The sequence below is a fragment of the Brevibacterium sp. BDJS002 genome, from assembly GCF_028201555.1.
GTDB classification, from domain to species: Bacteria; Actinomycetota; Actinomycetes; order Actinomycetales; family Brevibacteriaceae; genus Brevibacterium; species Brevibacterium aurantiacum.
The window spans coordinates 134950-153969 of the sequence record NZ_CP116392.1 but is presented as its reverse complement, the minus strand read 5'-3'; the positions used below and the strand labels follow the sequence as shown (position 1 = coordinate 153969).

The window sequence follows — 19020 nt, the reverse complement described above, 5'->3', positions numbered from 1 at the left end:
TGGGGTCATGAGCTATCGACACGATCTTTGGGAGATCGCCGCAGAACAGCACGGTGTCGTCACGATCGCCGACGCCGAGAATGCGGGTGTGCCTGCCGTGGAAGTGCGCAAGCTTGCGCACCGTGGCGCGCTGAGAGCCTATGGCAATGGCGTGTACCTATACCGTGACATCCCAACGACCGATCTGACACAGTACGAAGGCATCCCGGCAACGACTGCCCACCGTGCGCTGGAGGACCTGCGCACAGAGATGCCGCCCGAACGCTGGCGGTCGCTGGTCGAAGAGGCGAACCGACGTGAGTTGATTGGCGCCCGCGAGGCCCGACTATTAGACATGGCACAGCGTGCACGATGAGCACACCACCCAGCCGCTCGATGTCACATTGAACTCATCGGCCATGTTCGCCCTGTTTCACGCACTCACAGCGCAAACGGTTGGTAAGTTCGCCTCGACCGCTTGCAAAATTTCGAGACGAATCTACCAACCGTTGGCCTCCGCGCGCGAAACCGGGCGCCCGCGGCCTCACTGCGGGTGCGTGTCGCTCCTACTCCTTCGCAACCAGGGTGAGCACGTCGTACTTCGCCACGGGTTCGTCGTTCTGATTGACGACTTCGGCATCCCAGCGGACCTCGCCGTACTCATCGGTCTCACGCGGGGTGATGCGCTTGGCGGTCAGCGTGACCTTGAGCGAATCCCCTGGTGAGACCGGTGTGATGAATGTCAGTCCCTCGAGGCCGTAGTTCGCGAGGACCGGGCCGGGGTCCGGCTGGACGAAGAGACCGGCGGCGAAGGACACGATGAGGTAGCCGTGCGCCACGCGTCCGGGGAAGAACGGGTTCGCGGCCGCAGCCTCCTCGTCGGTGTGGGCGTAGAAGGTGTCACCGGTGAACTCCGCGAAGTGCGAGATGTCCTCGAGCGTGACGGTCCGGCGCTCGGATTCGAGGGCCTCGCCGACGCGCAGATCAGCCAGGGTCTTCGTGAACGGATGCTGCCCGGTGCGGCGCTGCGCTCCGGCGACCCATTCGCCGCCGATCGCGGTGAGCATGTCGGGCGAGGCCTGGATCGCGGTGCGCTGCATGAAGTGCTCGACGCCGCGCAGTCCGCCCATCTCCTCGCCGCCGCCGGCGCGTCCGGGGCCGCCGTGGATGAGGTTGGGCAGCGGCGAACCGTGCCCGGTCGACTCTTCGGCATCATCGCGGTCGAGGACGAGGATGCGCCCGTGCCAGGGGGCGACCTGGCGAACGAATTCGGTGGCGAACTCGGCATCGTGGGTGACGACCGAGCCGACCAGGGAACCGCGCCCGCGAGCGGCGAGACGCACAGCCTCGGCGGTGGAGGAATAAGTAATCAGCGAGGTCACCGGACCGAAGGCCTCGACGTCGTGGACGGCATCGACCCAGGGATCGTCGGCCTGGAGTACGGTGGCTGCGACATAGGCCCCGCCGAGGTTCTGCGCCAGTTCGTCGGAGGCCTCGCGACCGCCGGTGAGGACGTGGACCCCCGCCGAGGTGATCTCATCGATGGCATCGAGAACGTCGTTGCGCTGCTTGTCAGACACGACCGGTCCCAGCCGTGTCGACTTCTCACGTGGATCGCCGACACCTTGGGTCTCCAGCTTCACGAGGAGTGCCTCGGCGACGGCTTCTTTGTGCTGTTCGGGCACGAAGGTGCGGCGGATCGCGGTGCACTTCTGGCCGGCCTTGATGGTCATCTCGGCGACGACGCCGGAGATGAAGAGGTCGAATTCCTCGGTGCCGGGGGCGGCATCGGGTCCGAGCAGGGAAAAGTTCAGGGAGTCCGCCTCGGCGAAGAAGCGGGTGCCGCGATCGCGCACGCAGTCCAGGCCGCCGAGGTGCTTGGCCGTATTCGCAGAACCGGTGAAGGCGATGGCGTCCTGTTCGGCCAGATGGTCGAAGAGCGGAGTGACGTCACCGGCGATGAGCTGGATGGCACCATCAGGCAGCAGACCGGACTCGACCATGTCGGCCACGACGGCGCGGGTCAGGTGGGCAGTGTCGGTGGCGGGTTTGACGATGACGGGGACACCGGCGACGAACATGGGGCCGAACTTCTCGAGCATGCCCCAGACGGGGAAGTTGAAGGCGTTGATCTGGAGTGCCAGACCCTGCCGGGAGGTGAGGATATGGCGGCCGACGAAGGTGCCGTTCTTCGACAGGCGCTCGATTCCTCCGTCGAGGTGGACCGTGGAGTTGGGCATCTGCCGACGTGCCACGCCGGAGTAGGTGAAGAGGGTGCCGATGCCGCCTTCGATGTCGACGAATCCGTCACGCTTGGTCGTGCCGGTGGTGAACGAGATCTCGTGGTAGTCCTTGGCCCGCTCCATGAGGTAGGCGCCGAGCTTCTTCAAGATCACGCCGCGCTGGTGGAAGGTCAGCTTCTGCAGTTCCGCGACGCCGGTGGTCCGCGCGTACTCGTCGACGGCGGCGAAGTCGATGCCGGACGAGGAGACGTGGTGGGTCAGCTGCCCGTTCGTCGCGTCGTGGACGGCTCGGGCGCCTTCGGGGCTCCCGCTGGGGGCGTGCCAGTCGCCTGCCACATACGAACTGAGGATCTCGGTCATATCGTCTCTCCCTGGTCGAACTGTGTCTCCCGGTGCACGGCGGCCATTATCGGCCCCGCTGCCGCTTCCTGACAGCAATACTAACCAATCGGTCGGTTATTGTCATTGCCCGGCCCGGCAGGTGACACCGATCACCATGTGCACTATGCTCGAAGACAATTACTGACCATTCAGTCACCTGCCCGAACGCGCCGGCGATCACTCAGAGTCGAGGACCACCGCGTACGCCGCACCGTGTCGCACCACATCACCCCCCGGGAGAGATCTCTCATGTCCACAGCTTCGCCCGCAACGGCAGCCCCCGCCTCGATCACCCGCGAGGAACGCCGGGTCCTGGCCGGAACCCTCGTCGGCACCACCATCGAGTGGTACGACTTCTTCATCTACGCACAGGCCGCCGGCCTCATCCTCTCCGTCCAGTACTTCGGCCCGCTGGCTTCGGACAACCCGGCCCTCGGACAGATCATGGCCTGGGCCTCGCTGGGAATCTCCTTCCTGTTCAGGCCACTGGGCGCGATCATCGCCGGCCACCTCGGCGACCGCATCGGACGCAAGAAGATGCTCGTCCTCACGCTCATCCTCATGGGCCTGGCCACCTCACTCATCGGGCTCCTGCCCAACTATGCGGCCATCGGAATCGGCGCACCCATCCTGCTCACGCTGCTGCGGATCCTGCAGGGCTTCTCCGCCGGAGGCGAATGGGGCGGTGCCGCACTGCTCTCCGTCGAACACGCACCGGTGAACAAACGCGGGCTCTTCGGCGCCTATCCGCAGATCGGCGTGCCCGTGGGCATGATCCTCGCCACCGGCGTGATCTGGATCCTGACCACCGTTCTCACCACCGAACAGTTCGCGAGCTTCGGCTGGAGGATCCCGTTCCTGTTCTCCGTCGTCCTCGTCATCGTCGGCTATTACATTCGCCGCCAGGTCGAAGAAAGCCCGATCTTCGCCGAACTCGCCGAACGCAAGGCCGAGTCCTCGGCTCCACTGTCGACGCTGTTCAAGAAGAACACGAAGGAAGTCATCCTCTCCGCTCTCATCTTCATCGGCAACAACGCCGTGGGCTACATGATCATCGCGTTCTTCGCCGCCTATGCCTCGCGGCCCATCGACCAGGGCGGCACCGTCGGCCTCGACCGGGCACCCGTGCTCCTGGCCACGACCCTGGCGAGCTTCGGCTGGCTGGTCTTCACCATGTGGGGCGGTGCCCTGTCGGACAAGTTGGGTCGCGTGCGCACCTTCCAGGTCGGCTACATCCTGCTCATCCTGTGGCTGGTCCCGACGTTCCTCATGATCGACATGGCCAATATCTGGATGTACGGCATCGGCATCTTCGTCCTCACCGTCGGCATGGGCCTGAGCTACGGCCCGATGTCTGCGATGTACGCGGAGATGTTCCCACCCCAGGTCCGTTACTCCGGCGTCTCGATCGGCTATGCCCTGGGTGCGATCCTCGGTGGTGCCTTCGCGCCGACGATCGCCGAGACCCTGCTGGCTCGGACCGGCTCCTCACTGTCGATCGCGGCCTACATGATCGTCGTCTGCATCATCTCGCTCATCGCCGTCAGCCTGGTCAAGGAGACCAAGGGCGCGTCCCTGGGCATCGTCAAGCACACAAGCTGAACGCGCATAGCCCGTAGGGTGGCATGCCCGTAGGGTGGGGGTCGGAACCGATCACTTTTGGTGCAGCAGGCCAGTCTGCAGACTGGCTCGTTGCATCAAAAGTGATCAGCCTGTCCATTCTCACCAACTGAGGAGGCTCCAGTGACGCAGTTGTCCTACCCCGATATCGAAGCAGCGGCCGCCCGGATCGCCGGTCGAGTGCGTCCGGTGACGGTGGCCTCCGCCCAGCCCGGCCAGGCACCCGCTGCGCCGACGCCGACGGCCGCGACGTGGAGTGCCCCGCCAAGCAGCGACCCGGCTGGTTCGGGAGTCCACTTCGCTCTCGAATTCATGCAGTACACGGGATCGTTCAAGGCCCGCGGAGCGCAGAACTTCATCCAGACCCACTTGGCTGAAGGCACTCTCCCCGATGCCGGTGTCACGATCGCCTCGGGCGGGAACGCGGGACTGGCCTGCGCGTGGGCAGCTCGCGATGCCGGGGTTCCGGCGACCGTGTTCCTGCCCGAGAATGCGCCCGCCGTCAAGGTCGAGCGGCTGCGCGGCTATGGCGCCGAAGTGCGTCTGATCGGTTCCGAATTCGCCGAGGCTGCCCTGGCCTGCGAGGAATTCGTCAAGTCTTCAGGGGCGCTGGCTTCACACGCGTACGACAATCCGCTCATCGCCGCCGGTGCTGGGACGATGATGACCGAGATCCTCTCTCAGATCCCTGACCTCGATACGATCGTCGTCTCCGTCGGCGGTGGGGGTCTGTTCGCGGGCGTGGCCACGGCTGCGACGTTCCATGGGGTGCGCACTGTCGCCGTCGAACCGCGGAACTGTCGGGCGTTCAATGCTGCTTTGGAGGCGGGCGAACCCGTGGACGTGCCGGTCGATTCGGTGGCCGCGGACTCTTTGGGTGCCCGGAGAGCCACTCCCCTGGCGGTGGCTGCCGCGCAGAGTGACCTGGTCACCTCGGTGCTCGTCGACGATGAGCAGATCGTCAGCGCCCGGCGTCACCTGTGGAGTGAGCACCGTCTGGCGCTTGAACATGCGGCGGCGACGGCGCTGGCGGGAATCCACGGCTCTGAGGACTCAGGCGTCTACGTGCCGGGACCGGACGAAAAGGTCTGCGTCGTCCTATGCGGGGCGAACACCAGCCTCGGCGATCTCTGAAGAACGCAGAGTTCGGCGCTAGCTGCGCTGCTTGTCCTTCGACCTGAAAGCCTGTTTGATCAGGGCGAAGATGGCGACCGCGACGACGAGGGCGATGATCGCCTTGACGAGGAACCAGGCGATCGAGAACGCGACGTTGACGACCCACCACGCGATGATGATGGCGATGATCGCGCCAACGATGCTCCATACGGTACTCATCTTCATGCTTCAAGACTAAGCCGCGTGGTCTGAGCGCGCAATGACGCGCGTCACGGCTGCCCCGGAACATGAGCCTCTACACAGCCACAGCCCGTTGCCTAATCGCCCGGGCAGACCACCGTTCATCGGCGAAGCCGACTTCGATCGGATGCTCGAAGGCCGCACTGACCTTGTCGGTCGTGAGGACCTCGGCGATTTCGCCTGACGCGGTGAGGCGACCGTGGGAGATGAGCATCGCGTGCGACGTGGACTCCGGGATCTCCTCGAGATGGTGGGTGACCAGGAGCGTCGTCAGCTGCGGTGAGGTCACGGAGAGCGAGTCGATGGTCTCGAGCAGCTGCTCGCGGGCGGCGACATCAAGGCCGGTGGTCGGTTCGTCGAAGAGGAGGAGCTGCGGATCGGCGATGAGCGCCCGAGCCACCAGGGCTCGGCCTCGTTCCCCCTGTGACAGCACCTTCCAGCCCGCGTCCGTACGGGAGGTCAGCCCCACCTCGGCGATGAGATCATCGGCCTTCGCAACCTGCTCGGCACTTGCCTCCCAGCGGAAGGGGCGCTCGACCGTGCCGGTCAGTCCGGTGAGGACGACGTCGCGCACGGACAGATTCGAGCGCAGCGGATGGCGCGGATTCACGTGACCGATGTGGCGACGCAGAGCCTGAAGCTCGACGCGGCCCATCCTCTCGCCGAGGATGCCGACCGTGCCGGACGTCGGGAACACCTGCGCCGAGGCGAAGCTGAGGATCGTCGACTTCCCGGCTCCGTTCGGCCCGATGAGGACCCAGTGCTCGCCCTGACCGATCGCCAGATCGATGCCGTGGAGGATCTTCGTCTCCCCACGTCGGAACGTCACATCGTCCAACTTCAGGACCGTCTTTGCCACGTCGTCCACACTCTCTTCCCACATCGAGATCGCTCGGCTCCGCTCGGGAGTCGGCTCCGTCAGGGAGCCGTTGTCGATTCTAGATCCGGGCCCCGCCGAGGTGGTCCTCCCCGGACACACCCATGTTCCACATCCTGGATCGCTGAGTCGCGACCAGCGGAAGACGTCAGCCTGAAGAGTTCAGTGCAGGGTCGGCCGGTAAACGAGTTCCTGGGTTCTTCCGTCGAGCAGAGTGGAGTCGAGAAGTTCGAGATCGAAGTCCTGCGTCCCCGCGAAGATGGGCTGGGCGCCCGTGCGCCCGGTGATGACCGGGTAGATCGTGACCTGCAGCCGGTCGACGAGCCCTGCCTCCATAAGCGCCCGGTTCATCGACAGGCTGCCATGCGAACGAATCGGGACTTCGGATTCCTCCTTCATCTCCTCCACCCCGTCAACCGCGTCACCTGCGGCGACGACTGCGTTGGGCCAATCGAGCGGCTCGCTCAAAGTCTGTGAGATGACGGTTGCCGGGCAATTGCGCATGGCGGTGACCCAGGGGTCGAGCACGTCGGTGTAGATGTCGGATTCCGCGAGCATGCCGACGAAATCACGGAATGTCTGGGCCCCGAAGACCATTCGAGTGTCCGCGTTGTAGAGCTCCAGCCGATGGTCGAGGAGCTCCGGGCCCTGCTTGCCCCAGTACCCTCCCCAGTCGCCGTCGGGACTGACCGAGGCGAACCCATCGAGGCTCGAGAACACGTCGAACGTATATGTGGCACTCATGACTGCTCCTCACAGAGCGTAGACAATGAATTCAGTGTGCGCTCCCCTGGCAGCGATGACCAGACCCACCTCCAGCAGACGAAGCCGCGCGGGACCATAATGGAGGCATGCACAACGGCGGCGACCCTCAAGACGAACACCGGATGAAGATGCGCGGGAAGATCCTGCGCCGCTCCGCATCGTTCAACGTCGCCCACGCCGTCGACGACCTCGAACCCGGCACCGGGGCCCAGAGCATCCAGCGAGCCCTGACCCTGCTCAACCTCGTCGGCCTCATTGCTGGCGAGCGCAGCAACGGTGCCAGCCTGTCCGAGGTCGCCTCCATCAGCGGCCGCCCCAAGGCCAGCGTCCACCGCATGCTCCAGGCGCTCATCGCCATGGGCTACGTCGAACGCCTCGACGAGGGCGGCTACCGCCTCGGCGTGCAGTCTCAGATTCTCGGTCAGCTCGCCCAGAAATCGGTCGACCCCCTGGTCACCGAGTCGGAGTCGAGCCTGCTGCGCCTGGCCGAACTGAGCCAGGACACGGCCTTCCTGACCCTGCGCACCGGCAGCTATTCGATCTGCGCCCGTCGCGAGGAGGGCTTCGGCGAGATCCTCAACAATGCTCTGTCCGTGGGTGATCGCCATCCGCTGGGCATCGGCGCCGGCAGCCTCGCGATCCTCTCCGAGCTCTCTCCCGCCGAGGTGGACGCTCAGTTCGAGGCCAACGCGCAGATCTTCGCCGAGCGGTACCCCAAGGTGTCCATCGCAGCGCTGCGCGACATCATCGACCGCGCCCGCGTCGACGGCTTCGTGCACAATCCGGGCCTCTTCGCCCAAGGCTCATGGGCCGTGGGCGTGCCGCTGAAGGTCCGCGGCAGCCGATCTCGCGCAGCCCTGTCGATCGCCAGCGTCCCCGACCGCGTCACCGGCGCCCGCGTCGAACGACTCGTCGCCCTGCTCCGCCGCGAGGCCAAGACGATCGCCGAGGCGCTCAGCGACCACGCAGATCCCTGACCAACTCGCCATCCCCCGCCGCACCGCGCTCAGGCTCGGATGGAGGAACTTTTGGTGTGGCATCGACAGCTGATCTCACACCAAAAGTTCCTCCATCGCCTCAGCCCACTCACTCCGCCGAGGCGGCTCCCAGTCGCGCGGCCACCGCACCGAGGATCTCGCCCAGCCACCCCACCGCAGCAGGGCTCGGGCCTGGCCTGGTCACGAAGGAGACCCGACGTTGGCCCAGGTCCTGCTTGGCCGGCCTAAGAACGACGTCGAAGTCGGTGTCCACGGCCACCTCGGTGGTCAGGGCGCAGCCGAGACCCTCGGCCACGAGCCCGTGGATCATGTAGAGGTCGTCGCTGCGCATGAGTTCGCGCAGTTCGTATCCCAGTCCCCGGGAGATGCGCCGCAGCACCCGCACCGAGGCCTCCGCTTCGTTGTGGCTGAGCACCCAGTCGACGTCGCTCATCGTTGCGAAGTCGAGAACCTCGTGGGCTGCGAGCTCCCCATCGCGGGAGACCATCACCCGGTAGGGTTCGTCCAGCAGGGTCCGCAGCCGCAGCTCGGGGCCCGCGAATTCGGGCAGTTCGGGGATGTCGTAGATGAGCCCGGCGTGGACCTCACCGCTGTGCAGCATCCGCACCACCTCGCTGGGTTCGGCCTCGACGACCTCGACGCGCACCGAGGTGCGCTGCTGGAGTTCGGCGATCGCAGCGGGCAGCAGCCGTGAGCCGATCGAGGAGAAGGAACCGACGCGCAGGGACACGACACCGGCATCACGCTGGGCCGTGACAAGCTGCTCGGCCCGGTCGATGCGGGCAAGGACCGGTTCGATCTCCTCGGCGAAGGACTCCCCGAGCGGTGTCAGCCTCGTCCCGTTGCGGGAGCGATCGACGAGCTTGATCCGCAGATGGGATTCGAGGGTGCGCAGATGATGGGTCACGGTCGGCACCCCATGGTCGAGCACCTCGGCGGCCCGATTGAGACTTCCCTCGTCCCGAATGGCCAGGAGAACCCGGAACTGCTGCAGATTCATCATGATATAGACACTATGACACTGCGGACGATTTCTTGCTATATCCTAGGCGACCAATGATCCCTAGTGTGGGACACATGCTCGCTGACACACATCTGCACCCAGACTCCGCGACCCGCACCGCGACAACCCCCGCGCCCACGCAAGCGAACACGTCCATCGACCCCCGCCAACACACCGCTCCCTACGCCGAAGCCCTGCGGTCCCTGGCCGCCGACGACTGGCAGCGTCTGCACGTGCCCGCTCATCAGGGCAGTCGTGACCATGCCCCGGGCCTGGCCGAGGTCGTCGGGGAGGCTGGCATGAGCATCGACTTCCCCATGCTCTTCAGCGGCGTCGACCAGGACAACTGGCGCATGATCAACCACGATCGCGTCACCCCGATCATGGCCGCCCAGCAGCTCGCCGCCGAGGCCTGGGGTGCTTCGCGGACCTGGTTCATCACCAACGGAGCATCGGGCGGCAATCACATCGCCACGACCGTCGTGCGCGGCTTAGGCCGCGAGTTCGTCCTCCAGCGCAGCGTCCATTCCTCCGTCATCGACGGCGTCACCCATGCCGAACTGCGCCCTCATTTCGTCCACGGCCGCGTCGATCCCGGGCTCGGCTCCTCCCACGGCGTCACCCCGGCCGAGGTCGACTTCGCCCTGCGTGAGCACCCGAACTCCGCCGCCGTCTACCTCGTCTCCCCCAGCTACTTCGGTGCTGTCGCCGACATCGCCGCCATCGCCGAGGTGGCCCACCGCCACGATGTTCCCCTCATCGTCGATGAGGCCTGGGGCTCCCACTTCGGCATGCACCCGAAGCTGCCGGTCAACGCAGTGCGCCTGGGCGCCGACCTCGTCATATCCAGCACTCACAAGGGTGCAGGCTCCCTCGCACAGTCGGCGATGGTCCATCTCGGGCACGGACCGCAGGCCAAGCGCATCGAGACGCTCGTCGATCGGGTCGTGAAGTCCTATCAGTCGACTTCCTCGAGTGCGATCCTGCTGTCCTCCCTCGACGAGGCACGTCGTCATCTCGTCACCCACCCGGAGGCGATCGAGACGGCCCTGGACACGGCCGAGGAGATCCGCACCCGGGTCAAGAACGACACCCGGTTCCGCGATGCGACTCCCGACATCCTCGGCGGTCATGATGCGATCGACAACGATCCGTTCAAGGTCATCATCGACACCCGCGGTGCCGGAATCACCGGGTCCGAGGCCCAGTACCAGCTCATCCGGGACCATCGGATCTACTGTGAGCTGGCCACTCCCTCGGCGCTGCTGCTGCTCATCGGCGCGACCTCGCCCGTCGACGTGGATCGCTTCTGGACGGCTCTGCAGGAGCTGCCGCGCTCGGAGGCCGAGCCGGAGCGTCCCATCGTGCTGCCCGGCAGCTGCCAGAAGCGTCTGGACATCAGCGATGCCTACTTCGCCGAGTCCCAGACGGTCCCCTTCGCCGAGGCGGTCGGCCGGGTTTCCGCGGATTCTCTGGCCGCGTACCCGCCCGGTGTGCCCAATGTCCTGCCTGGTGAGGTGCTCAGCGCTGAGGTCGTCGACTTCCTCCGTGCGACCGCGGCAGCGCCCTCGGGTTATGTCCGAGGCGCCCAGGATTCGCGCATGGACACTTTTGCCGTCGTGGCCGACACTGACGTCGCTGAGCCGAGCTGAACTGACCCGAGGCGAGCTGAGCCGACCCTTGGGCGGCAGTCCCACCAGCGAATACGCGCGTGGCACTGCGGTACCGTGGAGAATATGCCCGCCTCCGACGATTCGCCCACCGTTTCCCTGCCCGCGACCGAGCTTGAGCGCCTCTGCACCTCGACGATTCTTGCCGCCGGAAGCTCGGAGAAACTGGCGAGGTCACTGGCAGCTGCCACGGTCGCGGCGGATCGGCGCGGCAAGATCCAGGTCGGCACGGCGCACCTCTTCGACTACCTCGACGGGCTCGAGGCCGGTCGGATCAACGGTGCTGCCGTTCCGCACTCGGTCAACAGATTGCCGGCGGCCCACCTCGTCGACGCCGACGGCGGCATCGTCCAGCTCGCCTTCGACGAGGTGTTCGATCGCTTCGCTCAGTCGGCGACGGATCTGGGCATCTCGATCCTCAACATCATGAACGCGTTTCCTGCCGGCGAGCTCGGCTACTACACGATGCGCTTGGCCCGTCGTGGACTCATCGCCCTTGCCGGAGGGAACTCCCCGGCGCTGATGTCGCTCTTCGGCAGCCGCGACACGGTCACCGGGACGAACCCGCTGTCCTTCGCGCTCCCTCACCCGCAGGGGCCGCGCATGTTTGATCAGGCCAGCAGCGCGACAGCCTGGGTCAACATCCGTGATGCGGCCGACCGTGGCGAGTCGATCCCCGAAGGGTGGTCGCAGGCACCAGATGGGACTGCGACGACGGACCCCGAGGCGGGCCTTGCCGGCTCACTGCTTCCCTTCGGTGGGGTCAAGGGCAGCAATCTCGCGCTCATGATCGAACTCCTCGCCGCCCACGGGGGCGCGAACTTCTCGGTGGATGCACCACCCATCGATGAGGGTACGACGACTCCCGGGACCGGTCTCTTCGTCATCGCCATCAGCGCTGATGCCTTCGACCCGGAGTACACACTCCGGGTCGAAGAGCACCTGGCCAGACTCGATCGCGAGTTCGGAATCGACTTCGGACGCAAGCGCAATGACACGGTCATCAACCTGCCCGGGGACCTCCACACCGCGCTGCTCGAGCGAGCCGCTCGCTAGATCTACAGCCTCACCGCAGGACGACAGTCCTCTTCCCGGCGAGGAACACGCGGCCGTCGCAGTGCCACTTCACGGCGTTGGACAGGGCCTTGCACTCGGCGTCACGGCCAGCGGCCACGAGGTCCTTGGGGCCGAAGGAGTGGTCGACCTCGACGAGCTGCTGGGCGATGATCGGGCCCTCGTCGAGTTCGCTGTCGACGAAGTGTGCGGTCGCCCCGACGGTCTTGACTCCCCGCTCCCATGCCTGGTGATAGGGCTTGGCGCCCTTGAACGAGGGCAGGAACGAGTGGTGGATGTTGATGGCCTTGCCTGTCAGCTCCCGTGCCAGGTCGTCGGAGAGGACCTGCATGTAGCGGGCGAGGACGACGAGGTCGATTTCGAAGCGGTCGACGAGTTCGAGCAGCTTCGCCTCCGCCTCCGGCTTCGTCTCCTTGGTCACCGGGATGCGGAAGAACGGGATGTGGTGCCATTCGACGAGTTCACGGTGGTCGGGGTGATTGGACACCACGGCCGCGATCTCGATGGGCAGCTCACCGACCTGGGCGCGGAAGAGCAGATCGTTGAGGCAGTGCTCGAACTTCGAGACCATGATGAGGACCCGACGCTTCTCCCCCTCCGGCCACAGCTTCCACGACGCCTCGAAATCGGTGCCGATGCCTTCGAAGTCCGCGCGCAGTGCCTCGATCGCGCCCTGCGACTCGTCCTGGAGACTGAAGTCGATCCTGAGGAACAGACGCTCGGTGTACTGATCGTCGAACTGCTTGAGCTCCTTGATGTCACCGCCGTGAGTGAGGAGGGCTCCGGTCACGGCGTGGGTGATTCCCGGCCGTTCGTCGCATTCCAGGGTGAAGACGTAATCCTGCATATCCACTGCTTCCTTGCTCGATGGGTGTACTCAATCATTGGTTGAGAGGCTCACATTGGTCACCTTCAACCGCCCGTCACCTTCAACCGCCCGTCACCTTCAACCGTCAGTCACCGTCAGCCGTTGCTGAGGAACTCCGCCATGCCGTCGAGCAGCCACCGGACCGCAAAGTCTGCGAAGCTCGCCCGCGGGTAGACCCGGTACTCGAGTTCAGCCGAGTGATGGAGGATGACCGGCACCGGCCCCATCTGAGTCGAGATCGCCTGGCCGACGCCGAAGGCACGCGGGTGCAGATCCGCGCGCACGCTCTTCTCCAGCACCTCACGGGCCTTCACGCCGGTGAGTTCGAGGATCGTGCGGTTGGCCGAGAGATCCACGGCCTGCCCGGGCAGTCCCTCAAGGGCCGCCTCGGCGACGAGGGTCTCCCCCGGTCGCTGCCGCCGGGAGACGTCGACGGTGAGGAATTCGTCGGGGCTCAGCCACAGGGTGTGCAGGCCGGCCTCGTCCCCGGTGACCTCGCCGACCCGACCAGGCAGGGTGATCCCAAGAGCAGATTCGAGCGCCTCCGCCGAGGCTGTTCCCGGGGTGGCGCGCAATCCGAGCTGGACAGCGAAGCTGCGTTCCCGCAGGCCAACGGCCTGCCCGCCGAGTTCGGTGGCGCGGGCCATGTCCTCGCCGAGGTGGGCCGCCGGTGAGGTACGCAAGGTATCGAGCACCTCGGCGTCGGTCTCGAAGCTGTGCTGCGCAGTGGAGGACTGGGTCTGACTCTGCTGGGTCGTCTGTGTGGTGTCAGCCATCGCGGCGGTTCCCTTCTGGATCGTAGAAGACGGGTGAGGTGATCTCGACGTCGACGAGTGTCCCGCCAACCGGGGACTGGATGATTTCGCCGGTCCGGTTCCGGCCGTTCTCGACGAGGGCGAGGCCAAAGGGCCTGTCCATGCTCGGTGAGATGTAGGACGAGGTGACGTGCCCGATCATCGGGACCGGGCCCGCCTCTGGGGTGACCGGTGTGCCCGAGGTGATGAGCTGAGCACCTTCGGCCAGACGGGTCGTGCCGTCGACGGGTAGGACCCCGACGAGGTGCTTGCGGTCCTCGCGTGCCGTGTCGATGCGCGAGTAGGAGCGTTTGCCGATGAAGTCCTTGAGCTTCGAGACGATCCACTCCATGCCGGCATCCTGTGGGGTCACGGTGCCGTCGGTGTCCTGACCGACGATGATGAAGCCCTTCTCCGCGCGGAGGACGTGCATGGTCTCGGTGCCGTACGGGGTGATGTCGAACTCAGCACCCGCCTCGGCGACGGCCTCCCACACGGCCAGACCATAGAAGTTCTCCACATTGATCTCGAAGGCGAGCTCACCGGAGAACGAGATGCGGCAGATGCGGGCCGGAATCCCGCCCGCCAGGGTCGTCTCCCGAAAGCCCATGAACTCGAAGGCCTCGTTGGACACATCCAGGTGCGGGGCGAGCTTGGCGATGACCTCGCGGGATTTGGGTCCGGCGACCGCGACGGTCGACCATTCTTCCGTCACCGAGGTGAAGACGACGTCGAGCTCGGGCCATTCGGTCTGGTGCCATTCCTCCAGCCATTCGAGGACGGTGGCCGCGCCTCCTGTCGTCGTGGTCATGTAGTAGCGGTCGTCTGCCACGCGCAGGGTGACGCCGTCGTCGAAGACCATGCCGTCGGGTTTGCACATGAGTCCGTAGCGGCCCTTGCCGACCTTGAGCTTGGCGAAGCCGTTGGTGTAGATCTGGCCGAGGAACGCACCGGCGTCGGTGCCGCGGATCTCGATCTTGCCCAGCGTCGAGGCGTCCTGGAAGCCGACGGATTCGCGCACGGCCTTGCCCTCGCGCAGCACCGCCGCCTCCATGTCCTCACCCGGCTTCGGGTAGTACCAGGGCCGTTTCCACTGGCCGACGTCTTCGAATTCGGCACCGTGGTCGACATGCCACGGGTGGATCGAGGTGATCCGGGCTGGGTCGAAGAGCTCGCCCTTGCGTCGTCCGGCCAGTGCCGCGAAGGGTACGGGGGCAAACGGTGCGCGGAAGGTCGTGTGCCCGACTGCGCCGAGATCCGACTCCCCCAGCACAGTCGCGATGGCGCCGATGGCGTTGACCGCACTCGTCTTGCCCTGATCGCCGCCCGTCGAGATCGAGGTGTAGCGCTTGATGTGCTCGACCGAGCGCATGCCCGCGTCCATCGCCCGCTGCACGTCGGCCACGGACTGGTCGCGCTGAAAGTCGATGAAGTGCGTGGTCAGCGCCGTGTGATCATCATCCGCCGAGGTGACCAGCCACAGTGGGCGAGCCGGCGCGTAGGTCATCGGCTCGGCCGCGGGAATGTCGAGCGGACCGGCGAAACCGGTGCGCTTCGCGGCCGCATGCCCGGCCTCGGCGCCCTGTTTGAGAGCTGCCTCGAGCGAGTAGTCGCCGTTGACTGCGCCGACCGTGAACTGATCGCGCACGGGCCTGCTCGGGACGAAGGCAGCGATGTCTTTCCGCCACTCGATCGGCCCCTTGCGCTGTCCGTGCAGGTGGATCACGGGTGAGAATCCGCCGGCCACGGCCAGCAGGTCCACGTCGATGACCTCGGACTCGCCGGTGGCCACACCGTCGACGTCGAGGCCCGAGACGGTGACCTGGCTGATGCGTCCGGCAGGCCCCTCACCTGCGGTGTCGCTGACCGCGGAGCCGAGGATGAGCCGGGTTCCCGTGTCCTGGGAGACCCGTTCTGCCATCGCCGAGGCGGTGGTGCGGGAGTCGATGATCGCCGGCACCTCGTTTCCTGCCGCGTGTAGATCAGCCAGCAGTTCATAGGCAGAGTCGTTCGTCGCGGCGATCGCGACGGACTTCCCGGCGGCGACGCCGAAGCGGTTGAGGTAGGTGCGCACGGCTGAGGCGAGCATGATGCCCGGACGGTCGTTGTCGGCGAAGACGATCGGTCGTTCGTGGGCTCCGGTGGCCAGCACGACCTGTTGGGCGCGGATATGCCAGACCCGCTGGCGTGTGCCTGCCCGGGACATCGTGCTGCCCGGTGCTCCGGATCCCCCGTTTTCGACGAGCTCAAGTGTGCGATCTTCGAGGGCAACGAAGTAGTTCGAGTCGTAGCTGCCGAACACGGTCGTGTTCGCTCGGTACGTGAGTTCCTCCGCCTCGGCGAAGGAGTTGACGGTGGACTCGATCCAATCGCTCGCCGGCACTCCGTCGATGGTCTCTGCGGTACTCGAGAGCAGCGAACCGCCGGGGGCGGCTCTGTCATCGAGCAGCAGCGTCCGGGCGCCGGTCTTCCCGGCCTCTCGTGCGGCGGCCAGACCGGCGGGTCCGGCGCCGATGATGAGCACGTCGGTGTGCACGTGCTTGTGCTCGTAGACGAGTTCGTCCTGGCCCGGGTCGAGGATGCCCAGCCCTGCCAGGTAGTCGGCTTCGAGGCCTTCGGTGATGGGCACGCGGGTGGCGGGCAGCATGGATTCGCTGACGTCGCCGGGGATGCGACCCTTGACGCGGACGAGGGCGTTGGACTCTTCGATTCCGGCGCTGAGGATGCCGCGGGACCGGCCCAGGTAGGTCGAGTTGCCGCAGTCGATGCGTCCGGCGGCGATGAGGGCACTGGCGATGGTGTCCCCGGCGAAGCCCGAGTACTGCGTTCCTTCCACGCGGAAGCTGATGGGTCGCGTGCGGTCGATGCCGGTGGCGTGATCGAGGCGGGGTGAACCGGACGGATGGGTGGAGTGCGTCATCGGACTCCTCCTGCGGAATCGGCGGTGGATGGGGACTGGGGAGCAGCCTCGGCGAGGGTGTCGGGTCGGGGCTGGCCCATGGGGTAGATGGTGGTGAAGTCGTAGGTGACGGTGTCGCGGATGGCGTTGAACCATTTGCGGCAGCCGAGGCTGTGGCTCCATCGTTCGGCATAGGCGCCGCGGTCGTTGTCGCGGTAGAAGAGGAATTCGGCCCACTCTCTGTCACTGAGTGCGTGAGGGTCGGCCGGGTAGGGCACGTGTGCCTGGCCGCCGTAGTGGAATTCGGTTTCGTCGCGTGGCCCGCAGTTCGGGCAGCTGATGAGGAGCATGGCTGATCCTTTGGTCTCGGGTTCGCTCAGTGCGCCACGGCTGCGGCGCCGTGCTCGTCGATGAGGTGACCGGTTTCGAACCGGTCGAGGGCGTAGGGGGCATTGAGCGGGTGGGGTTCGTCATTGGCGATGGTGTGAGCGAAGGTCAGTCCGGCCGCGGGTGTGCCCTTGAAGCCGCCCGTGCCCCAACCGCAGTTAGCGTAGAGACCCTGGACCTCGGTCTTCGACACGATCGGTGAGGCATCGAGGGTGACGTCGACGATGCCGCCCCAGGTGCGCAGCACATGGGCACGGGCGAAGATCGGGAACAGTTCGACAGCGGCGGCCAGCTGTTCTTCGATGACGTGGAAGCCGCCTCGTTGGCCATAGCCGTTGTAGGAGTCGACGCCGGCGCCCATGACGAGTTCGCCCTTGTGCGCCTGGGAGACGTAGACGTGGACGTGGTTGGACATGACGACGGTCGGGTGCACGGGTTCGAAGAGCTCGGACACGAGTGCCTGGAGTGGGTGGGACTGGATCGGCAGGCGGATGCCGGCCATGTCTGCCAGCACCGAGGAGTCTCCGGCCACGCACATGGCGACCTTCTCGGTGGCGATGCTGCCGCGGGTGGTTTCGACGCCGATGACCTTGTCGCCGATGCGTTCGATCCCGGTGACCTCGCAGTTCTGGATGATGTCGACGCCCATCTCATCGCACTTGCGGGCGAAGGCCCAGGCGACGTGATCGTGCTTGGCGATGCCGGCTCGCGGCTGATAGGTCGCGCCCATCACCGGGTAGCGCAGGTCGTCGCCGATGTTGATGATCGGGCAGACTTCCTTGACCTGTTTGGGGTCGAGCCATTCGGCGTCGATGCCGTTGAGGGCATTCGCGTTGACGCGGCGTTGGGATTCGCGCACGTCCTGGAGTGTGTGGGCGAGGTTGAGGACCCCGCGCTGGGAGAACAGGAAGTCGTAGTCGAGTTCTTCCGGCAGCTGCTCCCAGAGTTTGAGCGACTTCTCGTAGATCGCCGCGGACTCGTCCCAGAGGTAGTTCGACCGGATGATGGTCGTGTTGCGGGCCATGTTCCCGCCGGCCAGCCAACCGCGCTCGAGGATGGCGATGTTGGTCATGCCATGGTTCTTGGCCAGGTAGTACGCGGTGGCGAGTCCGTGTCCGCCGCCACCGATAATGACGGCTTCGTAGGACTTCTTCGGCTCCGGATTGCGCCACAGGAAGTCGGGATGCTCGGGGAGCTGGTCGGCCATGCGATCTCCTTCGACCGTTTGATCATCAACTAATATATTAGGTGTGTTCCTGTAGTCTATGACGAGGAAAAGCAAATGCGCAATAGGAATTCTCGGGAGTGTGGAAATGGATTCGACGGCTGACGCAGTGTCGCAGAAGATGTCCCTGGCCGCGCGTGCCTACGAGATCCTGCGCCACCGCCTCATCATGCTCGACATCGCTCCCGGCGACCCCATCAACGAGGCAGCTCTGAGCGCCGAGCTCGACGTCGGACGGACGCCTATCAGGGAGGCGCTCAAGCGCCTGGAGAGCGACCACCTCGTCGTCTCCTACCCGCGCCGGGGCACGTTCGCGAGCAACGTCGATCTCAAGGATCTATCCACGATCTCCGAGATGCGTGAGGTTCTCGAGCCCATCGCCGCCCGCAAGGCCGCCCGCAACATCACCCCCGAGCGCCGACGAGCCTTCGAAGCCACGATCGCCGACCTGCGGGAGCTGAAGGAGACCGACGAACCGCGCGCTCTCATGGAGCGCGACCTCGAGGTCCACCGCCTCATCTACTCCTCGGTGGACAACCCCCACCTCATGGAGACTCTCGTGCGCCTCGACGATCTGGCGACTCGGATCTGGTGCCTCGTCATCCCCCGCATTCCCGACCTCATCGGCCATATCCGCGAGCACATCGATCTGCTCGAAGCGATCCTCGAAGGCAAGGAGTCAGCGGTCGAGGCACACGCGGCCGAACACGTCCGCGACTTCGACACGACCCTGCGCGCCGCCCTGCGCTGAGGGTGCTCGCACCGCAGAAGGACACGACGAAGCCCCCGCAGAATCAGTTGATTCTGCGGGGGCTTCGTTAATTAGGCAACGGCACCAGCTTCGGACTCGAGGCCCAGCGGCCAGGCGCCGACGAGTTGAG

Annotated in this window: 17 protein-coding genes; 7 read left to right on the top strand and 10 right to left on the bottom strand. The window is 65.8% G+C overall.

What is annotated here, in order from left to right:
- The first annotated feature begins 7 nt into the window (after positions 1-7).
- Positions 8-355, top strand: coding sequence for a type IV toxin-antitoxin system AbiEi family antitoxin domain-containing protein (locus PGC08_RS00705; protein ID WP_009882051.1), 348 nt, complete (start codon positions 8-10; stop codon positions 353-355).
- 190 nt (positions 356-545) lie between these two features.
- Here the strand turns inward: PGC08_RS00705 and paaZ are convergent, their stop codons facing one another.
- Positions 546-2582 carry a phenylacetic acid degradation bifunctional protein PaaZ gene (gene paaZ / locus PGC08_RS00700; RefSeq protein ID WP_271709252.1) on the bottom strand — a complete coding sequence of 679 codons (2037 nt, stop codon included), beginning with the start codon at positions 2580-2582 and terminating at the stop codon, positions 546-548.
- Positions 2583-2852: 270 nt separating this feature from the next.
- Between paaZ and PGC08_RS00695 the strand changes: the two genes are divergently transcribed.
- Together PGC08_RS00695 and PGC08_RS00690 are read left to right on the top strand one after the other, a co-directional pair.
- Positions 2853-4205 (top strand): MFS transporter, encoded by a 1353-nt coding sequence (locus PGC08_RS00695; RefSeq protein WP_101582762.1) that lies wholly within the window; start codon positions 2853-2855, stop codon positions 4203-4205.
- A 141-nt stretch (positions 4206-4346) separates the two neighbouring features.
- Positions 4347-5357, top strand: coding sequence for a threonine/serine dehydratase (locus tag PGC08_RS00690; protein WP_009882048.1), 1011 nt, complete (start codon positions 4347-4349; stop codon positions 5355-5357).
- A gap of 18 nt (positions 5358-5375) precedes the next feature.
- Here PGC08_RS00690 and PGC08_RS00685 read toward each other — a convergent pair whose 3' ends face one another.
- The 3 genes from PGC08_RS00685 to PGC08_RS00675 all read right to left on the bottom strand — a co-directional run bounded on the left by PGC08_RS00685 (position 5376) and on the right by PGC08_RS00675 (position 7200).
- A complete protein-coding gene (locus tag PGC08_RS00685) occupies positions 5376-5564 on the bottom strand; it encodes a hypothetical protein (RefSeq protein ID WP_009882047.1) in 189 nt (62 codons plus the stop codon).
- A 70-nt stretch (positions 5565-5634) separates the two neighbouring features.
- On the bottom strand, positions 5635-6438 hold the full coding sequence (locus tag PGC08_RS00680; protein WP_271709251.1) for an ABC transporter ATP-binding protein: 804 nt from the start codon (positions 6436-6438) through the stop codon (positions 5635-5637).
- A 180-nt stretch (positions 6439-6618) separates the two neighbouring features.
- A complete protein-coding gene (locus PGC08_RS00675; RefSeq protein WP_271709250.1) occupies positions 6619-7200 on the bottom strand; it encodes a dihydrofolate reductase family protein in 582 nt (193 codons plus the stop codon).
- A gap of 107 nt (positions 7201-7307) precedes the next feature.
- On the opposite strand from PGC08_RS00675, the gene PGC08_RS00670 reads away from it, so the two are divergent.
- A complete protein-coding gene (locus tag PGC08_RS00670) occupies positions 7308-8198 on the top strand; it encodes an IclR family transcriptional regulator (RefSeq protein ID WP_096157896.1) in 891 nt (296 codons plus the stop codon).
- 109 nt (positions 8199-8307) lie between these two features.
- Here PGC08_RS00670 and PGC08_RS00665 read toward each other — a convergent pair whose 3' ends face one another.
- Positions 8308-9222, bottom strand: a complete 915-nt coding sequence (locus tag PGC08_RS00665; protein ID WP_125177741.1) for a LysR family transcriptional regulator — start codon at positions 9220-9222, stop codon at positions 8308-8310.
- A 74-nt stretch (positions 9223-9296) separates the two neighbouring features.
- Between PGC08_RS00665 and PGC08_RS00660 the strand changes: the two genes are divergently transcribed.
- A complete protein-coding gene (locus PGC08_RS00660) occupies positions 9297-10874 on the top strand; it encodes an aminotransferase class I/II-fold pyridoxal phosphate-dependent enzyme (RefSeq protein WP_271709249.1) in 1578 nt (525 codons plus the stop codon).
- A gap of 84 nt (positions 10875-10958) precedes the next feature.
- The gene (locus tag PGC08_RS00655) at positions 10959-11948 is read left to right on the top strand and encodes an Ldh family oxidoreductase (RefSeq protein ID WP_101556808.1); all 990 of its coding nucleotides are present in this window, start codon (positions 10959-10961) and stop codon (positions 11946-11948) included.
- 10 nt (positions 11949-11958) lie between these two features.
- Here the strand turns inward: PGC08_RS00655 and purU are convergent, their stop codons facing one another.
- The 5 genes from purU to PGC08_RS00630 all read right to left on the bottom strand — a co-directional run bounded on the left by purU (position 11959) and on the right by PGC08_RS00630 (position 18121).
- Positions 11959-12813 carry a formyltetrahydrofolate deformylase gene (gene purU / locus PGC08_RS00650; RefSeq protein WP_009883823.1) on the bottom strand — a complete coding sequence of 285 codons (855 nt, stop codon included), beginning with the start codon at positions 12811-12813 and terminating at the stop codon, positions 11959-11961.
- A gap of 116 nt (positions 12814-12929) precedes the next feature.
- A complete protein-coding gene (locus PGC08_RS00645) occupies positions 12930-13610 on the bottom strand; it encodes a sarcosine oxidase subunit gamma (protein WP_271709248.1) in 681 nt (226 codons plus the stop codon).
- A complete protein-coding gene (locus tag PGC08_RS00640; protein ID WP_271709247.1) occupies positions 13603-16548 on the bottom strand; it encodes a glycine cleavage T C-terminal barrel domain-containing protein in 2946 nt (981 codons plus the stop codon). The genes PGC08_RS00645 and PGC08_RS00640 overlap by 8 nt, the downstream gene beginning before the upstream one ends.
- Positions 16545-16877, bottom strand: a complete 333-nt coding sequence (locus PGC08_RS00635; RefSeq protein ID WP_009883820.1) for a sarcosine oxidase subunit delta — start codon at positions 16875-16877, stop codon at positions 16545-16547. Before PGC08_RS00635 ends, PGC08_RS00640 begins: the two co-directional genes overlap by 4 nt.
- A 26-nt stretch (positions 16878-16903) precedes the next feature.
- Positions 16904-18121: a sarcosine oxidase subunit beta family protein gene (locus PGC08_RS00630; protein WP_069599173.1), complete on the bottom strand. Its 1218-nt coding sequence runs from the start codon at positions 18119-18121 to the stop codon at positions 16904-16906.
- Between the two features lie 106 nt (positions 18122-18227).
- Between PGC08_RS00630 and PGC08_RS00625 the strand changes: the two genes are divergently transcribed.
- Positions 18228-18890: a GntR family transcriptional regulator gene (locus tag PGC08_RS00625; RefSeq protein WP_009883818.1), complete on the top strand. Its 663-nt coding sequence runs from the start codon at positions 18228-18230 to the stop codon at positions 18888-18890.
- The last annotated feature ends 130 nt before the right edge of the window (positions 18891-19020 follow it).

Bases quoted from the DNA above. Each gene is read 5' to 3' on its own strand.
- PGC08_RS00705 (WP_009882051.1), top strand. From the start codon at position 8: ATGAGCTATCGACACGATCTTTGGGAGATCGCCGCAGAACAGCACGGT.
- paaZ (WP_271709252.1), bottom strand. From the start codon at position 2,582: ATGACCGAGATCCTCAGTTCGTATGTGGCAGGCGACTGGCACGCCCCC.
- PGC08_RS00695 (WP_101582762.1), top strand. From the start codon at position 2,853: ATGTCCACAGCTTCGCCCGCAACGGCAGCCCCCGCCTCGATCACCCGC.
- PGC08_RS00685 (WP_009882047.1), bottom strand. From the start codon at position 5,564: ATGAAGATGAGTACCGTATGGAGCATCGTTGGCGCGATCATCGCCATC.
- PGC08_RS00675 (WP_271709250.1), bottom strand. From the start codon at position 7,200: ATGAGTGCCACATATACGTTCGACGTGTTCTCGAGCCTCGATGGGTTC.
- PGC08_RS00670 (WP_096157896.1), top strand. From the start codon at position 7,308: ATGCACAACGGCGGCGACCCTCAAGACGAACACCGGATGAAGATGCGC.
- PGC08_RS00665 (WP_125177741.1), bottom strand. From the start codon at position 9,222: ATGATGAATCTGCAGCAGTTCCGGGTTCTCCTGGCCATTCGGGACGAG.
- PGC08_RS00660 (WP_271709249.1), top strand. From the start codon at position 9,297: ATGCTCGCTGACACACATCTGCACCCAGACTCCGCGACCCGCACCGCG.
- PGC08_RS00655 (WP_101556808.1), top strand. From the start codon at position 10,959: ATGCCCGCCTCCGACGATTCGCCCACCGTTTCCCTGCCCGCGACCGAG.
- purU (WP_009883823.1), bottom strand. From the start codon at position 12,813: ATGCAGGATTACGTCTTCACCCTGGAATGCGACGAACGGCCGGGAATC.
- PGC08_RS00645 (WP_271709248.1), bottom strand. From the start codon at position 13,610: ATGGCTGACACCACACAGACGACCCAGCAGAGTCAGACCCAGTCCTCC.
- PGC08_RS00640 (WP_271709247.1), bottom strand. From the start codon at position 16,548: ATGACGCACTCCACCCATCCGTCCGGTTCACCCCGCCTCGATCACGCC.
- PGC08_RS00635 (WP_009883820.1), bottom strand. From the start codon at position 16,877: ATGCTCCTCATCAGCTGCCCGAACTGCGGGCCACGCGACGAAACCGAA.
- PGC08_RS00630 (WP_069599173.1), bottom strand. From the start codon at position 18,121: ATGGCCGACCAGCTCCCCGAGCATCCCGACTTCCTGTGGCGCAATCCG.
- PGC08_RS00625 (WP_009883818.1), top strand. From the start codon at position 18,228: ATGGATTCGACGGCTGACGCAGTGTCGCAGAAGATGTCCCTGGCCGCG.